Genomic DNA, 17,886 nt, shown 5'->3' with positions numbered 1-17,886 from the left:
CCCGAAAGCCACTTGTGCCGGCCAAAGCCACGGTTAAGACACGCATGCCAGAGCAATGGCGTCGGCATATGCAGAGCGGCCGCCCCGCTTCTGCTAACCTACTAACCGGGTCAGTCGCCTGCGATGGAGGTCGGGCAGCCGGGACGGCAGGGCCGGCGGTCAGGCTGATCCGCAACGCCAAGAACAAGATACTTATGCGGCACTCCTTAAAGTACCGGGTAGCCATAGCCACGGCGCTCGTGGTGACGTTCATCATCCTGGCGCGCGCGCTGTTCGCCCAGTTCTACGCGTACCAGGGCCTGAAAGCGCTACGCCAGGCCCAGCAAGAAACGCTGGTCAAGCTGATTGCCGAACAACTCGACGAGAAATTCGAGACGCGGGCGATCGCCCTGCGCCGCCTGGCGCACCAGCTGGCGCCCATGCTCGGGCAGCCGCCCGCCGACATGCGGCGCTTCGCGGCCCAGGCCGTGTCCATGCCGGAGATCTTCAATGCCGTGTTCCTGGCATTGCCCAACGGCGACATGGTGTTCAGTACCGCCGTACCCATCGGGCAACGCATCCACCTGGCGGACCGCGACTACTTCCGCGAAATCGTCAATGGTTCGGAGTTTGCCGTGTCGGACCTGCTGCGGGGCCGGATGAGCGATTCGCCTGGCGCCGTGCTTGCCGTGCCCTTGCGCGGCCCGGACGGCAAGCTGCTGGCCGTGGTTGGCGGCGCGCTGAATTTCTCCGAGAGCAACTTCCTTGGCCGGCTGGCGCACAGCCGGATTGGCCTGACCGGCAGCTATTGCCTGGTCTCCTCCGGCACGAACCCGCGCTACGCCATGCACCCCGATCCGGCGAAGGTGATGGCGCCGGCGAAGGCCCTTGGCGAGGCCTGCGGCCTTGAAACGCCCCCTTCCCAGTGGGAGATCGTCAACCCGACGCAGCCCATCGTGGCGCGCTACCTGCTCGAATCCAATGGTTGGGAGGTGGTTTCGGTCCTGCCCGCCAAGGAAGCGTTCGCCCCTCTGATGGAGGCTCGCCGCAAGACGATCATGGCCGCCGGCATGTCGTTGCTGCTGGCCGCGCTGCTGATGTGGCTGGTGATACGGCGCATGCTGGCGCCGCTGGAGCTGCTGCATCGCGTGGTTGGCGAGGTGCCCAAGGATCCTGCCGCGCTGGATGCGCTGGCTGCGCTGCCAACCGGGCGCAATGACGAGATCGGCGAACTGGCCACCACCTTCGGCGCGGTCATGCACCAGCTCTCCGAGCGGGAAGCCGCGCTCAGCGCCGCCAAGGATCGCGCCGCAGAAAGCGAGAAGCGCATCGAGGCCATTGCCAACCACGTACCCGACTTTGTCTCGTTCATCGACATGGGTGAGCGCTATGTCTTCGTCAACGAGGCCTACGCGCAGCGGTTCGGCCTGCCGGTGCGGCAAATTGTCGGGCTCACGGTGCGCGAGCTTTGGGGCACCCCCGCCTACGTGGCATCGAAGCCTTACCTGGAACAGGCTTACCTGGGCGCGTCGGTTACCTTCAGCCTGGAAGGCAAGGATGGCGCCGAGTGCATGGAAGTCACGTACCAGCCCGCCTGGAATGACGATCGGGACACGGTCCAGGGACTGTACATGTTCGCGCGCAACGTGACCAGCGAGCGCCAGAAAATGCGCAGCCTGGAAGCGCAGACGCTCACGGACCACCTCACGGGCCTGCTTAACCGCAAGGGGTTCGACCGGCGCATGGCGGACGCCATGGCCCGGGCTGGCGCGAACCACGCCAGCGCCGCCCTCTTGCTCGTGGACGTCGACGATTTCAAGACCATCAACGACACGTTTGGGCACGCCGTTGGCGACCATCTGCTGGCTGCCTTTGGCGAGCGCCTTTCCGCCTGCGTGCGCACCGGCGACGCGGTGGCCCGGATCGGCGGCGACGAATTCGGCATCGTGCTGGACGACGCACTCAACATCGCAACGCTGGAGCGCATCGCCCAGGCCATCGTGCACGCAGCCAGGCAGGCGCATTTCATCGAGGGCCATACCATCGTGGCGACAGCCAGCGTGGGCATGGCCATCCATTACCCAGACGACGGCCAGACCGTGAACGAGCTCTTCATGCGCGCCGACATGGCGCTCTACGAAGCCAAGCGCAGCGGCAAGGCACGGTACACGCCGCCGCCCGCATCGAGCAGCCGCACCTAGCACCGCACACCCGCCCCGAGGAAGCCCCGTGACCGACCCGATTCTGATCCGCCCCGCCGAGCCAAGAGATTTCGAAGCATGGAAGGTGCTATGGGATGGCTACAACGCCTTCTATGGCCGCAAGGCAGAGACGGCGCTGCCGGCCGAGATCACCCGCACGACCTGGACGCGCTTCTTCGACGCGTATGAGCCCATGCACGCGCTGGTGGCGGAGCGCTCCGGCGAGTTGCTTGGCCTGGTGCATTTCCTGTTTCATCGCAGCACCATCCAGATCGGCCCGAGCTGCTACCTGCAGGACCTCTTTACTTCAGAGGCGGCGCGCGGCACCGGCGTGGGCCGCGCGTTGATCGAGGCTGTCTACCAGCGCGCCGAAGCCGCCGGCGCCAAGCGGGTCTACTGGCAAACGCACGAGACCAACGCAACGGCGATGAAACTCTATGACAAGGTCGCGGAGAACTCGGGGTTCGTGGTTTATCGCAAGCCGGTTTAGATCGCGGGCTTCATCGGACTTCCGTGTGGGGCGATCCATCGCTGGACTGGTACCTGCGCTGCCGTAGCTCGCCTCTCCCGCTTCCGGGAGAGGCGAGCAAACCAGCGTAGTGCATCTGCTTCTGCATCTGCCTCTGCCCCCCCTCACTCCGGCTCGATCCCGGCCGCCTTGATCACCTTCGTTGCAGGCCAACCCGCCCCCCGGCGTCGGCTATTTTTTTATGTCTGCCCCAGAAGGAACCAGGTCGCCCTCAAGAATGAAATTACGGTCCGTTGGTGAAACCCGGTCGATGTGAAGCATTCCCGCACCCTGCAAGCCCTTGAATTTCCCGCTGGCACCGACTATTTCCCAGACACCGTTGTCAACCAGCGCAGGCTTGCCGTCGGGGCCCGGAAGGAAGACCGCGCGCATCGACCACTTCACGTAGGCGACGTCGCCCTCTGCCGCCGTAAACACTAAATAGCCACTTGGGTCGCCGCCGACACCAGGCACAATGTCATGCCGACCGTATTCCGTCACCGCAGTCCCGGCCAGCGGACCTTGCCCGATGGCTTTACCCTCGCGCTTAACCATCAAAACGAAGTGCTTGCTACCATCCGCGAAATCAAGGCGGATTTGCTCCTTTGGCGTTAGGACTGCCTCGATTTTCATGGGGGCGGCAAATGTCATTGGCGCTGTCGCTCCGAGCAATGCGGCCGCAGCGAGCGCCAAACGCAGCGCATATCTTCGCTTATCGCACTTCATGATTCTCTCCATTTGTTGTTGACGGTGCACGAACGAACAAGGAAAAAACGGAACGAACGAGCGCTTTTCCATGTTCAAGGGGGTCAGCTCACGAAACGGGTAGAGTCGAGATGTGACGCGGTGGCGTTAGGTTCTGCATATCTGTATCCGCCCCTTTCGTTTGGCGGTGCCTCACTAGCCGAACCGTGGCTCCGTTTTCACATCCCGCTCATCGAACCGGACGTGCGCTACTAACGCATCCGGCTCTCGGACAGAACATCATGCCTTCGCGCACGGAAGGCGGATGAGTCCAAACTGCTGGTAAAGATACTCATCAGGATAGCGCGCTACTCCCCCACTGCGCTGCTTATGCTTCTTGCACAACCATCGGCGAAGCCGAACTCGCTGGCGCGGCGGCCCCCACCAAAACCCGCTCGGGAAATCGTTGCCGCCACCCGTTCGAGGAAGCACTCTAATGACTTGACAACGCCAGCCTGTTTGTGCAGAAACACCCGTTTCAATGGGTCGTGTTATCCACAAATACTGTGGATAACAGGCACCTTGCTTCCCGCCAACCGGCTTGCAGCCGCCAATCCGGTCGGACTGCCTATTGTTTCAGCAACTTGACGATTTTGTGGCACATTCGTGGCGGCAGCGCCGCTGCGCCGCCCTGATCCGCTCCCCTTGCCACACAGCTTGCCGCCGCGCTCGCCACCTGTTCCGGGACCCTCGTCCCGGTACCGGGACCGACCCCAGGCTGCCAACCGGGACGCTGGCCTCATGGCTGGCGCAGGGACCGCGCCCGACAATACCCCCTCGAGCACGCCCCTCATGGATGGGATGGATGCCGGTTCGCGTTGCGTGTGCGGCCATGGCACGTTCAGGGCGGTCACGTGCGCATCTGGCTTCCTGCCCAATGGGATTGCCCATGAAAGGCCTAGCCGGCCTTGGCCACGCCAGTGCCGGTATTCATGCTGGAGTTCGATATGCATACGAATCTTGCGAAGACCCTGCTCACAGCTTGCGCGCTGGTGACTGGCGTCCCGGCCTCGGCCCTGGCGCACGCCGGTGCGCGCGGCCAGGCGCCGGTTGCCATCAGCGCGCCCGCGCACACCGGCCCGCGTGACGGCCATGCCTTCGCCGCGCCAGGCCGCCAGGGCTTGTCGGCTTGTGCCTCACGCAACTTCGACCCCTTCCAGGACGGCATGCGCAAGGGGCCGCGCGATCCCTTTGCCGATGGCGGGCATACCGGACCCCGGGATCCGTTCGGCGAGGGGGCGCGCGGTACTCAGGCGGATCCGAATTCAAGCGGAGCCGAATGCCTGTCCGCCCTGCCGGGCGAGATTGGCAGCGGGCTGGGAAGTGGACTGGGAAGCGGCCCGGCATCAGCGAGCGCGGTCGCAATAGCCGCGGCAGCGTAGCTCGCGCTTTTCGGTCAGCCGTGATGGGGCGGCCAGCCCGGAGCCGCCTCACGATGAAAGCCTATGAAAGCCGCTTAAAGACACCGAAAGCAGAATGAAAGCATTGCCCTCCTCCCGGGTTTCCTTTGCTAATCTACATGCAGCACGCGGTACGTCTCCCGCGGCAGCCGTGCCTAGGCATGCCGCGCCTGCACTTTTTGCCCGCGTGCTCGCCCATGCCGACGCGCAAACAACAGATCCGCCTTTGCACCACCACGGATGGCGTGCGCCTGGCGTATGCCATCAGCGGCCAGGGCCCGCCGCTGGTCAAGGCGGCGAACTGGATGAGCCACCTGGAGTTCGACGTGGAAAGCCCGGTGTGGAGCCATCTCCTCAACGAGCTCTCCCACTGCCATACGCTGGTGCGCTACGACGAGCGCGGCTGTGGCCTATCAGACCGCGATGTGGAGTTGTCCTTCGAGTCCTGGGTGCGCGACCTGGAGACCATCGTGGAAGCCACGGGTGTCGATCACTTCCCTTTGCTGGGCATCTCGCAAGGCGCCTCGATTGCCGTGGCCTTCGCGGTGGCGCATAGCGAGCGCGTGAGCCACCTGATCCTGCATGGCGGCTACGCACGCGGCCGGCTCAAGCGCCAGTTCGATCCGCGCCTGCGCGAAGAAGCGGAGCTGATGAACCGGCTCGCCGAGATCGGCTGGGGCCAGGAAAACCCGGCCTTTCGACAGTTCTTCACCACCCAGTTCATCCCGGGCGGCAGCGCCGAGCAGCACCGCTGGTTCAACGAGCTGGAGCGCGTCTCCACCTCGCCCGCCAACGCAGCGCGCTTCATGCGCATCTTCAACGATATCGATGTGGTGTCCTTGCTGCCCCTGGTGACTTGTCCCACCCTGGTGCTGCACGCGGTACGCGATGCGCGGGTACCCTTTGACGAAGGACGGCTGATCGCCAGCCTGATTCCCGGCGCGCACTTTGTACCGCTCGAGAGCGACAACCACCTGCTGCTGGAAAACGAGCCGGCGTGGCAACGCTGGCTGGACGAGGTGCATGCCTTCCTGCCCGCCCCGCCGCCCAGCACCGACCTGGTCTTTACCACGCTGACCCGGCGCGAGCGCGATATCGTGGAGCTGATCGCGCAAGGCCGCGACAACGCGCAGATCGCCGCGCACCTCGGGCTTTCTGAGAAGACGGTGCGCAATCACATCACCAGCGTGTTCTCCAAGCTCGAAGTGGAGAACCGCGCGCAGGCTATCGTGCTGGCGCGCACGTCGGGCTTTGGCCAGCCAGGCGCCTAGCGCACAGCCAGCACCTCAGGCCCAGTGGCGCGGGACCGCGCCGTCGTCATCATCAAAATTGATGATGACGGCGCCAAGCGTTACTGCTGCTACTGCAGGAAGTTTCCGTAGCGAGCGCGGATCTCTTCGAGATTGGCGAGCGTGCCGGAGAGATGGCGGCGCAGGCAGGCCTGCGCGGCGTCGGCGTCGCCGCTGGCGATCGCATCGACGATGGCCGTGTGATCCGCTACCACCGCGTTGGCCTTGCCGGCGATCGGCAGGTGCAGGCGGCGCAAGCGGTCCAGGTGGCCGCTCTGGCGGCGCACCAGCATCCACAGGTCCGGCACGCGGGCGGCTTCGTACATCTGGCGGTGGAAGGCCTGGTCGAACAGGGAGAACTCGGCAAAGTCCTGGGCGGCCAGCATGGCCTGCTGCCGCGCCACGCAAAGGCGCAGCCGCTCCACCAGCGCGGGGTCCGGTTCTTCGGCCAGCGTGCGCACGATTTCCACTTCCACGGAGCGGCGCAGGAAATGCGCCTGCTGGGCCAGCGCGATGCTGATGGGGCTGACCACCGTGGCGTGCTGCGGGAAGATATCGACCAGCCCTTCTTCGGCGAGCCGCATCAGGGCGTCGCGCACCGGCGTCTGGCTGATGCCGTACTGCGCGGCGAGATCGGTGCGCGACAGCACCGTGCCGGGGGTCAGCGTCATGGAGATGATCATGTCCCGCATATGCTCGAACACCTGCGGCGCGGCATGCCGGGTGCGGTCGAACTGGAATTGAATCTGCAGGGCGGACAAGGTGGCTTCCATCGGGTGGTCTGGTTTTGCTGCATAGGCGTGGCTTATCACGCACAAAGACGCTTCGTTGCGTCCCATGGCTGCAGTTTAATGGAAAGTTTTCCGGTTTGACACACTAATATATTAGTGCTTTAATACTTCCGACGATATCAGATGTCGTACCTCCAACGCCTCGCTCTGGCACTTTCAGGCACCGGAGGTCCGGCCCGATGACAACACCCGTGGAAGAGACAACATGACGTCACGAAAGAAGACGCCCGAGACCCTGCGCAGCGCGCGCTGGTTTGCCCCCGACGACCTGCGCTCCTCCGGGCACCGCTCGCGCATCATGCAGATGGGCTACTCGCCCGACGAATGGCTGGACCGCCCGATCATCGCGATCATCAACACATGGTCCGACATCAACCCCTGCCACTCCCACTTCAAGCAGCGCGTCGACGACGTCAAGCGCGGCATCCTGCAGGCCGGCGGCTTCCCCATTGAGCTCCCCGCCATCTCGCTGTCTGAGAGTGCGGTCAAGCCGACCACCATGCTGTACCGGAACATGCTGGCGATGGAAGCCGAGGAGCTGATCCGCTCCCACCCCATCGACGGCGCGGTGCTGATGGGCGGCTGCGACAAGACCACGCCCGGCTTGCTGATGGGGGCGTCCAGCGCGGGCGTGCCGGCCATCTACGTGCCGGCTGGCCCGATGCTGCGCGGCAACTGGAAGGGCAATGTGCTGGGCTCCGGGTCGGACGCGTGGAAATTCTGGGACGAGCGCCGCGCCGGCAATATCAGCAAGACCGAGTGGATCGGCATCGAGGGCGGTATCGCCCGCAGCCACGGCACCTGCATGACGATGGGCACCGCCAGCACCATGACTGCGATTGCCGAAGCCATCGGCATGACGCTGCCGGGCGCCTCGTCCATCCCCGCTGCCGATGCCAACCACATCCGCATGTGCTCCGATGCCGGACGGCGCATCGTGGACATGGTGTGGGAAGACCTGACCCCGCAACAGATCCAGACGCGCGCCTCGTTTGAAAACGCGATTGCCGTGGCCATGGCGATGGGCTGCTCCACCAACGCCATCATCCACGTGATCGCCATGGCGCGCCGCGCCGGGCATGACATCGGGCTGGAGGATTTCGACAAGACCAGCCGCCACGTGCCGGTGATCGCCAATATCCGGCCCAGCGGCGACAAATACCTGATGGAAGATTTCTTCTACGCCGGCGGCCTGCCCGCGCTGATGAACCGCATCAGCGACAAGCTGCACCTGGATGCGCTGACCGTCACCGGCCGCACACTGGGCGAGAACATCGCGGGCGCGGAGGTCTACAACGACGACGTGATCCGCACCAAGGAAAACGCGCTCTACCAGGAAGGTGCTCTCGCCGTGCTCAAGGGCAATATCGCGCCGGACGGCTGCGTGATCAAGCCCAGCGCCTGCGAGAAACGGTTCTTCAAGCACACCGGCCCGGCGCTGGTGTTCGACGACTACCCGTCGATGAAGGAAGCGGTGGAGCGCGACGACCTTGATGTTACCGCCGACCACATCCTGATCCTGCGCAATGCCGGCCCGCAGGGCGGCCCGGGGATGCCAGAATGGGGCATGCTGCCCATCCCCAAGAAGCTGGTCAAGCAAGGCGTGCGGGACATGCTGCGCATGTCGGACGCACGCATGAGCGGCACCAGCTACGGCGCGTGCATCCTGCACGTATCGCCGGAATCGTATATCGGCGGCCCGTTGGCACTGGTGCGCACCGGCGACATGATCTCCGTCGACATCGACCGCCGCAGCATCCACCTCGAAGTGTCCGACGAAGAACTGGCGCGCCGCAAGGCCGAGTGGACGCCGCCGCCGCCGCGCTTCGGGCGTGGCTATGGCTGGATGTTCTCCAAGCACATCCGGCAAGCCAACGACGGCTGCGACTTCGACTTCCTGCAAACCGACTTCGGCGCGCCCACGGGCGAACCCAGCATCTACTGATCACCCAGATATCCAGATATCCAAAAAAGCGGACCAGCCATGACCGAGACCACCCAAGCCAGCCAGCTCAGCCAGCAGACCATCGACCAGTTCAAGACCGTCAGCACGGCCACGCTGTGCACGGCGCTGTTCAAGCGCGGCCTGCGCAACCAGTTCATCCAGGACGTGCATCCGCTCAATCCCGAGCACGGCAATATGGTTGGCGAGGCCTTTACGCTGCGCTACATCCCGGCGCGCGAAGACCTGAACCCGATCACGGTCTTCCAGGATCCGAACCACCCGCAACGCCAGGCGGTTGAGCAGTGCCCATCCGGCGCGGTGCTGGTGATCGACAGCCGCAAGGACGCGCGCGCGGCTTCCGCCGGCTCGATCCTGATCACGCGCCTGATGCAGCGCGGCGCGGCGGGCGTCGTCACCGACGGCGGCTTTCGCGATTCGCCGGAGATTGCCCGGCTGGCCATGCCGGCCTATCACCACCGCCCCTCCGCGCCGACCAACCTGACGCTGCACCAGGCCATCGAGATCAATGGCCCCATCGGCTGCGGCGACGTGGCGGTGTTCCCGGGCGACGTGGTGGTTGGCGATGCCGAAGGCGTGATCATCGTGCCGCGGCACCTGGCCGAAGAGATCGCGGCGGAGGCGGTGGAGATGACCGCGTTCGAGGACTTCGTCACGGAGGAAGTGATGAAGGGCCGCTCGATCATCGGCCTGTATCCGCCGACCCAGGAGCAAAGCCGGCTGGACTTTGCCGCATGGCGCGAAGCCAAGGGCCGCTGAGCCGCCTCGCCTGCCAGACACGAACAAGCACGAGCAAGCACAAACAAGCCACAAGCAAGCACATGAGCCGGCCGGCTCCCGACGCACGGGGGCAAGGCGGCCACGGATGGAGACAAGATGAATCACAACAAGCGAGGCACGCTGCGCCGCGTTGCCGCCCTCGGCATGCTGGCTGCCGCCAGCGCCGTGTTCAGCGCCGGCGCGCAGGCCGAGGACAAATGGCCGTCGCGCCCGGTCACCTGGGTGGTGCCGTTCGCGGCGGGCGGCTCCACCGATATCGTCGCCCGCACCATCGGGCAGGAAATCTCGAAGGCGCTGGGCCAGCCGGTGGTGGTCGAGAACCGGCCCGGTGCGGCCGGCGCGGTGGGCGCGGGCTACGTGGCACGCGCCAAGCCGGATGGCTACACGCTGTTTGGCGGCACCATCAGCACGCATGCCATCAATGCGAGCCTGTACAAGAATCTATCCTACGACCCGGTCAAGGATTTCGAGCCGGTCTGCCTGATCGCCTACGTGCCCAACGTGCTGATGGTCGACGCCAAGCTGCCGATCAACAACGTGAAGGAGCTGATCGCCTATGCGAAAAGCCATCCGGGCCTGAGCTTCGCGTCTTCGGGCGCGGGCACTTCGACGCATCTGGCCGGCGAACTGTTCGCCGACATGATCAAGGTGCCGATGACCCACGTGCCCTACAAGGGCAGCCCGCAGGCGATCCAGGACGTGGCCGCCGGCCTCGTTCCGTTTCTCTTCGACCAGCTGACCGCGGGCGACGCCATGATCAAGGCCGGCAAGCTGCGCGCGCTGGCCGTGACCTCGCCCAAGCGATCGGCGCTGGCGCCCAACGTGCCAACCATGGCCGAGGCCGGCGTGCCGGGCTTCGAGATGGTGTCATGGCAGGCGCTATACGCGCCGCACGGCACGCCGAAGGAAGTGGTGCAGCGGCTGAATGCCGAAGTGGTGCGCGCGCTCAAGCAGCCCGCCGTGCAGCAACGGATGACGCAGCAGCTTGGCATGGAAGTGGTGGGCAGCAGCCCCGCCGAACTGGCCGCGTTCATGGGCAAGGAGATTCCGCGCTGGGCTGAATTTGTGAAGAAGTCGGGTGCTACGGCCAATTGATGGCTCGTCCGGCGTTGCCATGGTTTGCTCCCCTCTCCCACGAAATGGGAGAGGGGCCGGGGGAGAGGGCGGGCGCTTGCTCGATGTGAGACGCCTCGTTCTTGCGCGCGCCCGCCCTCTCCCCTAACCCCTCTCCCGCCGTGCGGGAGAGGGGAACCGCGCAGTTGCGAAATTATGCGTTAGCGCTATTGCTGCGCGTTGGATGGAAAGCATTAAGCCGAATCAAATCGCGCAGGAGACAACATGCATTTCAACACCAAGCCCCTTGCCACAGCACTCGCAGGCGTCGCCGCCGCAATCGCCTTGACTGTGCCGAGCACCCACGCCGCCGAAACCAGCTACCCCACCAAGACCATCACCATCATCGTCCCCGCCTCCCCCGGCGGCGCCATCGACCTGGTGGCGCGGCTGGTGGGCCAGAAGATGACCGAAGCCTGGGGCCAGTCGGTAGTGGTGGATAACCGCCCCGGCGCCACCGGCATCATCGGCACGGACCTCGTTGCCAAGAGCCCGCCGGACGGCTACATGCTGGCGCTGGTGGCCAGCAGCCACGCCATCAATCCCAGCATGGTGAAGAAGCTGCCCTTCGACACCATCAAGAGCTTCGAGCCGGTGGCGCTGACCCACGTGGTGCCGCTGATGCTGGTGGTGTCCCCTTCCCTGCCGGTTACGTCCGTCAAGGAACTGATCGCCTATGGCAAGGCCAACCCGGGCAAGCTGTCGTTCGCGTCCAGCGGCTCGGGCGGCGCGCCGCATTTCTCGGGCGAGCTGTTCAAGAGCATGACCGGCATCGACATGATCCACATCCCGTACAAGGGCAGCACGCTGGCGCACCCGGACCTTACCAGCGGCCGCGTGTCGCTGATGTTCGACACCGTTGCCGCCATCGGCCCGCAGGTCAAGGGCGGCAAGGTGCGCCCGCTCGCGGTGACCACCACCAAACGCTCATCGACCGCGCCGCAAGTGCCGACCATGGCGCAAGCCGGGCTGCCCGGCTATGAGACCAGCACCTGGGGCGGCGTGCTGGCCCCGGCCGGCACCCCCAAGGCGGTGGTGGACAAGCTCAACGCCGAGATCAACAAGGCGCTGGCTTCGCCCGACGTGCGCGAGCGCCTGCAGAACGCCGGTATCGAACCCGCAGGCGGCACGCCCGCGCAATTCGCCAGTTTCCTGCAGGTGGAGATGGGCAAATGGGCCAAGGTGGCCAAGGACGCCGGCATCCAGCCCGAGTGAGTTGCCCCCGGGCAGCCACCAACCAATGCGTGCCGGCGCGCCATGGCGCCCGGCCATCAAGCCGTACTTCCGGAGACAAGACATGCGCTCGTTCAACACCCCCACGCTTAGCCGCCGCGCGGCACTCATCGCCCTGGCCATCGGCGCCTGGATCCCCTGCGCGCAGGCCCAGCCCGGCGTTGCCTGGCCGACCAAGCCGGTGACCATCATCCTGCCGTTCGCCCCCGGCGGCGGCACGGATGTGGGCACCCGCCTGGTGGCGCTGCGGCTCTCGCAGCTCTGGGGCCAGCCGGTACTGGTGGACAACCGCCCCGGCGCGGCCGGCAATGTCGGGCTGGACATCGTGTCCCGCGCCAAGCCGGACGGCTACACGCTGGTGGCCGGCAATGTCGGCACGCAATCGATCAATCCCTCGCTCTACAAGAAGCTCAGCTATGACCCGGCCGCGTTCGTACCGGTCAGCCTGATGGCGGAGTTGCCGTTTGCCCTGGTGGTGACGCCCAAGCTGCCGGCCAAAAACCCGAAGGAGCTGGTGGCGCTGGCCAAGACGCAACCCGGCAAGCTGACCTATGCCAGCTCGGGCAGCGGCGGCTCGCCGCATTTGTCCGCCGAGATCTTCAAGGTAGCTACCGGCACCGACCTGCTGCATGTGCCCTACAAGGGCGGTGGCGCGGCCATGACGGACCTGATGTCGGGCAATGTCGACATGCTGTTCGCCTCCATCCTGGAGACCGCCGGCCATGTGAAATCCGGCAAGCTGCGCGCGCTGGCCGTGACCAGCAAGGTCCGCTCGCCCGCGCTGCCGAACGTGCCGACGCTGGCAGAGGCCGGCATCACCGGCGCCGAGTCGGGATCGTGGGTCGGCCTGCTGGCGCCGGCTGGCACGCCCAAGGACATCGTCGACAAGATCGCCGCGGGCGTGAAGGAAGTCGTGGCGATGCCCGCGGTAAAGGAGCAACTGATCGCGCAAGGCGCCATTCCCGTGGGCAGCACGCCCGCGCAATTCGCCGACCTGATCGCCACGGACCGCAAGCGCTATGCCAAGATCATCCAGGACAACAAGCTCAGCGCAGACTGAAGCAAGCATCATCAGACAAACATAACCATACGGATCTCTTCTCATGAAACCACGCCTTCTCCAGCACGGACGCCTGCCTGCTCCCCTTGAAGCCAGCCTGGCCGAGCACTACGATGTCCACCCGCTGTGGGCCGAGACCGATCCCGCCGCCTTCCTCGCCAGCCACGGCGGCGAGTTCGCCGCGCTGACCACGCGCGCCGCGATCGGCGTCGACGCTGCGATGATCAAAGCCATGCCAAAGCTGAAGGTCATCTCCAGCTTTGGCGTTGGCCTGGACAAGATCGATCTCGACGCCGCGCGCGCGCGCGGCATCGCCGTTGGCTATACGCCGGACGTGCTCAACGATTGCGTAGCCGACACGGCCTTTGGCCTGCTGATGGATGTGGCGCGCGGCTTCAGCGCGGCCGACCGATTCGTGCGGCGCGGCGAATGGCCGAAGGCGCAGTTCCCGCTCGCCACCCGCGTCAGCGGCAAGCGCCTGGGCATCATCGGCATGGGCCGCATCGGCCGCGTGATTGCGCGGCGCGGCTCGGGCTTCGACATGGAGGTGAGCTACCACAGCCGCCGCCCCGCGCAGGATGCCCCCTACCGCTACGAGCCCTCCCTGGCCGAGCTGGCCAGGTGGGCGGACTTCCTGGTCATCGCCACCGCCGGCGGCCCCGAAACCCGGCACCTGGTGTCCGCCGAGGTACTCGAAGCGCTGGGCCCGAAAGGCTTCCTGATCAATATCGCGCGCGGCACCGTGGTCGACGAAACCGCGCTGGTGGATGCGCTGGTGCATGGGCGCATTGCAGGCGCTGGCCTGGATGTGTTCGAGAATGAGCCGCAGGTCCCGCAGGCGCTCTTCGCGCTGGACAACGTCGTGCTGTTGCCGCACATCGCCAGCGCCACGCACGAGACCCGCAACGCGATGGCGGACCTGGTGTTTGAAAACCTGCAGCGCTTCTTTGCCAGCGGGGCGGTGAAAGCTTCAGCCCTGTAGATCAGCGTAGTGGCAGACGGCGTGGACTAAGGTCTCGCGCCCTACCCCGCCCCAATACTGCCCCGCCCCCCCCACTGAAGTGGGGGTCTGTGTATCCCAACGGCCGCTTGCGCGTTAGGAGGACCGCGGGGCGTGCGCCCGAGCCGGCAAAGACCCCGCGACTATAAAAAAACACCGGGGAAAATGCATGAGGTCATTCCAGTTGTCCGTGCTCGCTGCTTGCGCCATGACGAGCGGGTGCGCAGCCATCGTCAACGGCACGAACCAGGTCGTCAGCGTGGAAACGCGCAAGGACGACCAACCTGTCCAGGGCGCGACCTGCAAGCTGGCCAACAGCAAAGGCACCTACTACGTCGAGACCCCAGGCAAGGTCACTATCCATCGTGCCTACGGCGACCTCAGCGTGCGTTGCGACAAGGATGAGATGGAGGCTGGCCTGGCCACGGTCAAGTCCACCACCAAGGCCATGGCGTTCGGCAACATCCTGTTCGGCGGCGCGATCGGCGTCGCTGTGGATACCGCATCGGGCGCGGCCTACGACTATCCCGAGGTCATCATGGTACGCATGGGCACGAACTCCATCGTCAGCATTCCGACCGTGGCCGGCGGCCTGGGCCATACGGAAGTGTCCCTGCCGGCCGCCTCGGGCTATGCCGACATCAACAATGTCGATGCCGTGCCCTACGAGCGCGCGCGCCGTGGCTACACCGAATACCTGGCCCGCAAGGCACCCAAGGCCTTTGTGCTGGCGGACGATGGCCACTATGCCTTCTGGTCGAACAACAAGGATGCCATCGAGAAGGCAATGGGCCAGTGCCGGGACAAGAAGTTCACCGCTTGCCGCCTGTACGCCTACGACGACGTGGTCGTGTGGCCCCGGGATGCGGGCACGACGCAGCGGCTTGCCACGAAGGAAGCGTCGCCCGCCGTCGCCGGCAACGGCACGCCGCCTGCGGGCGCCACCCCCGCCCTCACAGGCGACGGGGGCCCGGCCCTGAGTCAGTGAGCGGCTCGCGCGCTCAGAAGGGCTTGGACAAGGCCACGTAAAAGCTGCGCCGCGGTGCATACTGCGGCGCGCCCACGCCGATACCCGTGCCATCGCGCAACTGGTAGGAGCGATCGAACAGGTTGATCACGGTGAATCGCACCTTGAATTTGCCGATGATCGGCGTATCGAACGTGCGCGCCACGCCAGCGTTGACCTGGAAATAGGCCGGCAGGTGGCTGGTATTGGCAAAGCCGTTGCGCAAGCCGCTGCCGAACAGGGCATCGGCGGTGAGCAGCGTGCCGCGCCACAAGTACGAGGTACCGAAGGAGCCGGCCACCGTCTGGTCATGGTCGAGGTGCACCCAGTTACTGGCGATAAAGGCTAGTTCATCCGGGCCGAAATGGAACTGTCCGGTCTCGACACCCTTGGCCATAGCGCGCGAGACACTCAGGTTGGCATAGGCGGCAAAACTTCCCTGGCGGTAGTTTGCGGAGCCTTCCAACCCGTAGATCTTGCCGTCGTCATAATTGAACGAGGAGAAGATCAGTGCATTGCCGAACTGCCCTTCGTCCTGCAAATGGCGCACCTTGCGGTAGTAGGCATCCAGGCCCAGCGTCAGGTTGCGCGTGGCCTGGTGGGAGATGCCCACGTCGAAGTAGTCCGAGCGCTCCGAGCGCACACTGGTATTGGCGTCCGATGGCAACGCGTTGGTCGTACCCTGGAACCTGGCCACCGACGTGGTATCGATCTTCTCCGTCGCCGGGGGCGTGAAATAGCGCGCGTAGCCGGCATGCAAGCGGGTGACGTTGGTGAGATCGTAGGTCAGCCCCAGGCGCGGGCTCACTTGCTGCTCGCTGACCACGGTATTGATGTGATCGTAGCGTGCGCCGTAGTTGACCGTCAGCTTGTCGGTGGCCTTCCATTCGTCCTGCAGGTACACGCCTAACGTCGTGCCCGTGTTGCTGGTGTTGTCCACGATGGAGAACGGTACGCCGCTGGTCTGGTTGCCATCGGCATCGGCAGGCAGCACGCTGGAGGTATTGTTGACGGCGAACCGCTCGCGCTGCACGAACAGGCCGCTGCGAAGCGTATGGCTCGGGCTCAGCACATAGCTCCCGTCGGCCTGCACGCCATAGGCTTCGTTCTTGCGGGTGAGATTGGCGGCGACGCCGTTATAGGCCAGGTCGCCGATCGGGTCCGGGTTGTAGTCGACGCGGCTGGTGCGATGGAAGAGCGACACCTGGAAATCGAGCGCGGACGATACCTTGTTCTGGTACGAGAGGATCTGGAAATCGGTCTTCTCGCGCTGGTTGGCATTGAGCTGGTCGGAGGGTGGCGTGGCCACGCCATCGATGCTGAACGAGGGCGACAGGCCCGGCCGGTTCGGAATCTGGAAGCGGTTGTCGGCGCTGCCAAACATGAAGCTCACCCGGCTGTCCGGATTGATCAGGTAAGACAGCATGCCGAATGCCTTGCCCTGGTCGGTGTGGTCGTGGATGGCATTGCGCCCAGTGGCGGGGTTCTCGATGCCGAGGTTGTTTTCGACAAAGGAGCCGCTCAGGAAATAGCTCCACGGCCCTTTTGCGCCCTGCACGTATCCGTTGAGCTCATGGTCGGCGTGACTGCCGATGACCGTACCGATCTCGCCGCCGAAGGCCTTGGGCTGCCCTTCCTCATCGGCGGCCGCGCCCCTGGTGCGGATGTCCACGATGCCCGCCGTGCGAAAGCCGTACTGCGCCGGCAGCGCTCCGGTGATCAGCTTGATCTCGTCCGCGAAACGCGTATCCAGCATTTGCCCGAAGCCGCTGATCGGCTCGGGAATGATGACGCCGTTGATGCGGTATTGCAGGTTGGCGTGGTCGCCGCGCACGTGCAACTGGCCAAAGGAGTCCTGCACCACGCCGGGGGCCTGCAGCAGGACCTGGTTCAGCGGCGTGTTCTCTCCCTGGGGCAGCGTGTTGATGTCCTCGCTGTCGAAACGGTAGACCGAGCTGCCGGTCTCGGGCGACAAGGCGTTGCGCGCCTCGTCGAGCCGCTTGGCGGTGACGACGACGGCGTTCAGCGCCTTGGCGCTGGCTGCCGGCGCAGGTGCCGAGGAGGGCGAGGATGGGGCGGAGGAAGACGGGTCGGTTGGCGACGACTGTGCGTGGGCGGACAAGGCGAGCGCCGACGCGGCGCCGGCCGCGATGGCTCGAAGCGGGAAACGGGACATGGAAATGCCTCTGATGGTATCGGGATGTCGCGCACGGCCATCTGGCCCGCGCGAATGCACTAAGCGAACATTCCGCCGGTCAGAGGGGGGCCACGGCTGCGGGGCCGTGGCGAGAAGATGGGAGCGATGTGCCGCTCGGCGAGCAGCGGGTAATGCCAGCGCCTGGCACTGACAAGCAGCAGCCAGCAAGCCACCGACGGCATGGCCACCGCGGCGGCCGCAAAGGCCAGGCATTGCAGGCAGGCGTCGTGGCCGGGCCCGCACTGCTCAAGGTCGGCCGGTGCCGCGCACGGATTGCTCTGCTGGGATGCGTGGAGATGGGAAAGCGCGTGGACGACGCCGCCCGCCTGCCCCAAGAGCAGGAAGGCACAGAGCAGAAGGACCAACGGGCGTCGCCACATGGGATGGCTGCGAGGGCAAGGGCGCGGGCCCTGCTTTCTATTTTTGCAACAGTGTTGCAAGTGTGCCATCGGGGCACAAGCGAACACAAGCGAAGTAAACACGAATGTAGCCGGGCTGCCTATACGACAAACGGCTAGTGATTTGGCTAGTGACTTGTGCCGCACCCGTTCTGTCAAACCTACTCAAATCTGCCTAAACAGATCCAAAGCTGACTTCCTACTTCGTTGAGGCTGGTTTCGTC

Annotated in this window: 15 protein-coding genes; 11 read left to right on the top strand and 4 right to left on the bottom strand. The window is 65.2% G+C overall.

The annotated features are described in order from the left end of the window. Positions 1 to 194 precede the first annotated feature (194 nt). Both ACGLHR_RS28810 and ACGLHR_RS28805 read left to right on the top strand, forming a co-directional pair. Complete coding sequence (locus tag ACGLHR_RS28810) at positions 195 to 2,180, top strand: diguanylate cyclase domain-containing protein (RefSeq protein WP_400097793.1); 1,986 nt, start codon at positions 195 to 197, stop codon at positions 2,178 to 2,180. Positions 2,181 to 2,208: 28 nt separating this feature from the next. Beyond that, positions 2,209 to 2,670, top strand: a complete 462-nt coding sequence (locus ACGLHR_RS28805; protein ID WP_318238530.1) for a GNAT family N-acetyltransferase — start codon at positions 2,209 to 2,211, stop codon at positions 2,668 to 2,670. Between the two features lie 210 nt (positions 2,671 to 2,880). Here ACGLHR_RS28805 and ACGLHR_RS28800 read toward each other — a convergent pair whose 3' ends face one another. Next, positions 2,881 to 3,486: a hypothetical protein gene (locus ACGLHR_RS28800; protein WP_400097849.1), complete on the bottom strand. Its 606-nt coding sequence runs from the start codon at positions 3,484 to 3,486 to the stop codon at positions 2,881 to 2,883. An 893-nt stretch (positions 3,487 to 4,379) separates the two neighbouring features. Between ACGLHR_RS28800 and ACGLHR_RS28795 the strand changes: the two genes are divergently transcribed. Both ACGLHR_RS28795 and ACGLHR_RS28790 read left to right on the top strand, forming a co-directional pair. Continuing rightward, a complete protein-coding gene (locus ACGLHR_RS28795; RefSeq protein ID WP_400097791.1) occupies positions 4,380 to 4,814 on the top strand; it encodes a hypothetical protein in 435 nt (144 codons plus the stop codon). 215 nt (positions 4,815 to 5,029) lie between these two features. Then, positions 5,030 to 6,103, top strand: a complete 1,074-nt coding sequence (locus tag ACGLHR_RS28790) for an alpha/beta fold hydrolase (protein WP_400097789.1) — start codon at positions 5,030 to 5,032, stop codon at positions 6,101 to 6,103. 89 nt (positions 6,104 to 6,192) lie between these two features. Here ACGLHR_RS28790 and ACGLHR_RS28785 read toward each other — a convergent pair whose 3' ends face one another. After that, entirely contained in the window at positions 6,193 to 6,894 is a 702-nt protein-coding gene (locus ACGLHR_RS28785) for a GntR family transcriptional regulator (protein WP_400097787.1), read from the bottom strand. A 223-nt stretch (positions 6,895 to 7,117) separates the two neighbouring features. Here ACGLHR_RS28785 and araD point away from each other — a divergent pair, with 223 nt between their 5' ends. From araD to ACGLHR_RS28750, 7 genes are all read left to right on the top strand, one after another. Then, a complete protein-coding gene (araD, locus tag ACGLHR_RS28780; protein ID WP_400097785.1) occupies positions 7,118 to 8,857 on the top strand; it encodes an L-arabinonate dehydratase in 1,740 nt (579 codons plus the stop codon). Between the two features lie 39 nt (positions 8,858 to 8,896). Then, entirely contained in the window at positions 8,897 to 9,634 is a 738-nt protein-coding gene (locus ACGLHR_RS28775; RefSeq protein WP_400097783.1) for a ribonuclease activity regulator RraA, read from the top strand. A 117-nt stretch (positions 9,635 to 9,751) separates the two neighbouring features. Continuing rightward, a complete protein-coding gene (locus ACGLHR_RS28770; protein ID WP_400097781.1) occupies positions 9,752 to 10,750 on the top strand; it encodes a Bug family tripartite tricarboxylate transporter substrate binding protein in 999 nt (332 codons plus the stop codon). A gap of 243 nt (positions 10,751 to 10,993) precedes the next feature. Continuing rightward, positions 10,994 to 11,983, top strand: a complete 990-nt coding sequence (locus tag ACGLHR_RS28765; RefSeq protein ID WP_400097779.1) for a tripartite tricarboxylate transporter substrate binding protein — start codon at positions 10,994 to 10,996, stop codon at positions 11,981 to 11,983. 82 nt (positions 11,984 to 12,065) lie between these two features. Next, the gene (locus tag ACGLHR_RS28760; protein ID WP_400097777.1) at positions 12,066 to 13,061 is read left to right on the top strand and encodes a Bug family tripartite tricarboxylate transporter substrate binding protein; all 996 of its coding nucleotides are present in this window, start codon (positions 12,066 to 12,068) and stop codon (positions 13,059 to 13,061) included. A 43-nt stretch (positions 13,062 to 13,104) separates the two neighbouring features. Further along, positions 13,105 to 14,043, top strand: a complete 939-nt coding sequence (locus ACGLHR_RS28755) for a 2-hydroxyacid dehydrogenase (protein ID WP_400097775.1) — start codon at positions 13,105 to 13,107, stop codon at positions 14,041 to 14,043. 187 nt (positions 14,044 to 14,230) lie between these two features. Beyond that, positions 14,231 to 15,049, top strand: coding sequence for a hypothetical protein (locus tag ACGLHR_RS28750; RefSeq protein ID WP_400097773.1), 819 nt, complete (start codon positions 14,231 to 14,233; stop codon positions 15,047 to 15,049). A gap of 13 nt (positions 15,050 to 15,062) precedes the next feature. Here ACGLHR_RS28750 and ACGLHR_RS28745 read toward each other — a convergent pair whose 3' ends face one another. Further along, complete coding sequence (locus tag ACGLHR_RS28745; RefSeq protein ID WP_400097771.1) at positions 15,063 to 17,243, bottom strand: TonB-dependent receptor; 2,181 nt, start codon at positions 17,241 to 17,243, stop codon at positions 15,063 to 15,065. A gap of 59 nt (positions 17,244 to 17,302) precedes the next feature. Continuing rightward, a complete protein-coding gene (locus ACGLHR_RS28740) occupies positions 17,303 to 17,629 on the bottom strand; it encodes a hypothetical protein (RefSeq protein ID WP_400097769.1) in 327 nt (108 codons plus the stop codon). Positions 17,630 to 17,886: the final 257 nt, after the last annotated feature.

The organism is Cupriavidus sp. CuC1 (assembly GCF_044627735.1).
Taxonomy (GTDB): Bacteria; Pseudomonadota; Gammaproteobacteria; order Burkholderiales; family Burkholderiaceae; genus Cupriavidus; species Cupriavidus ulmosensis.
This window is presented reverse-complemented; position numbering and strand designations above follow the sequence as displayed.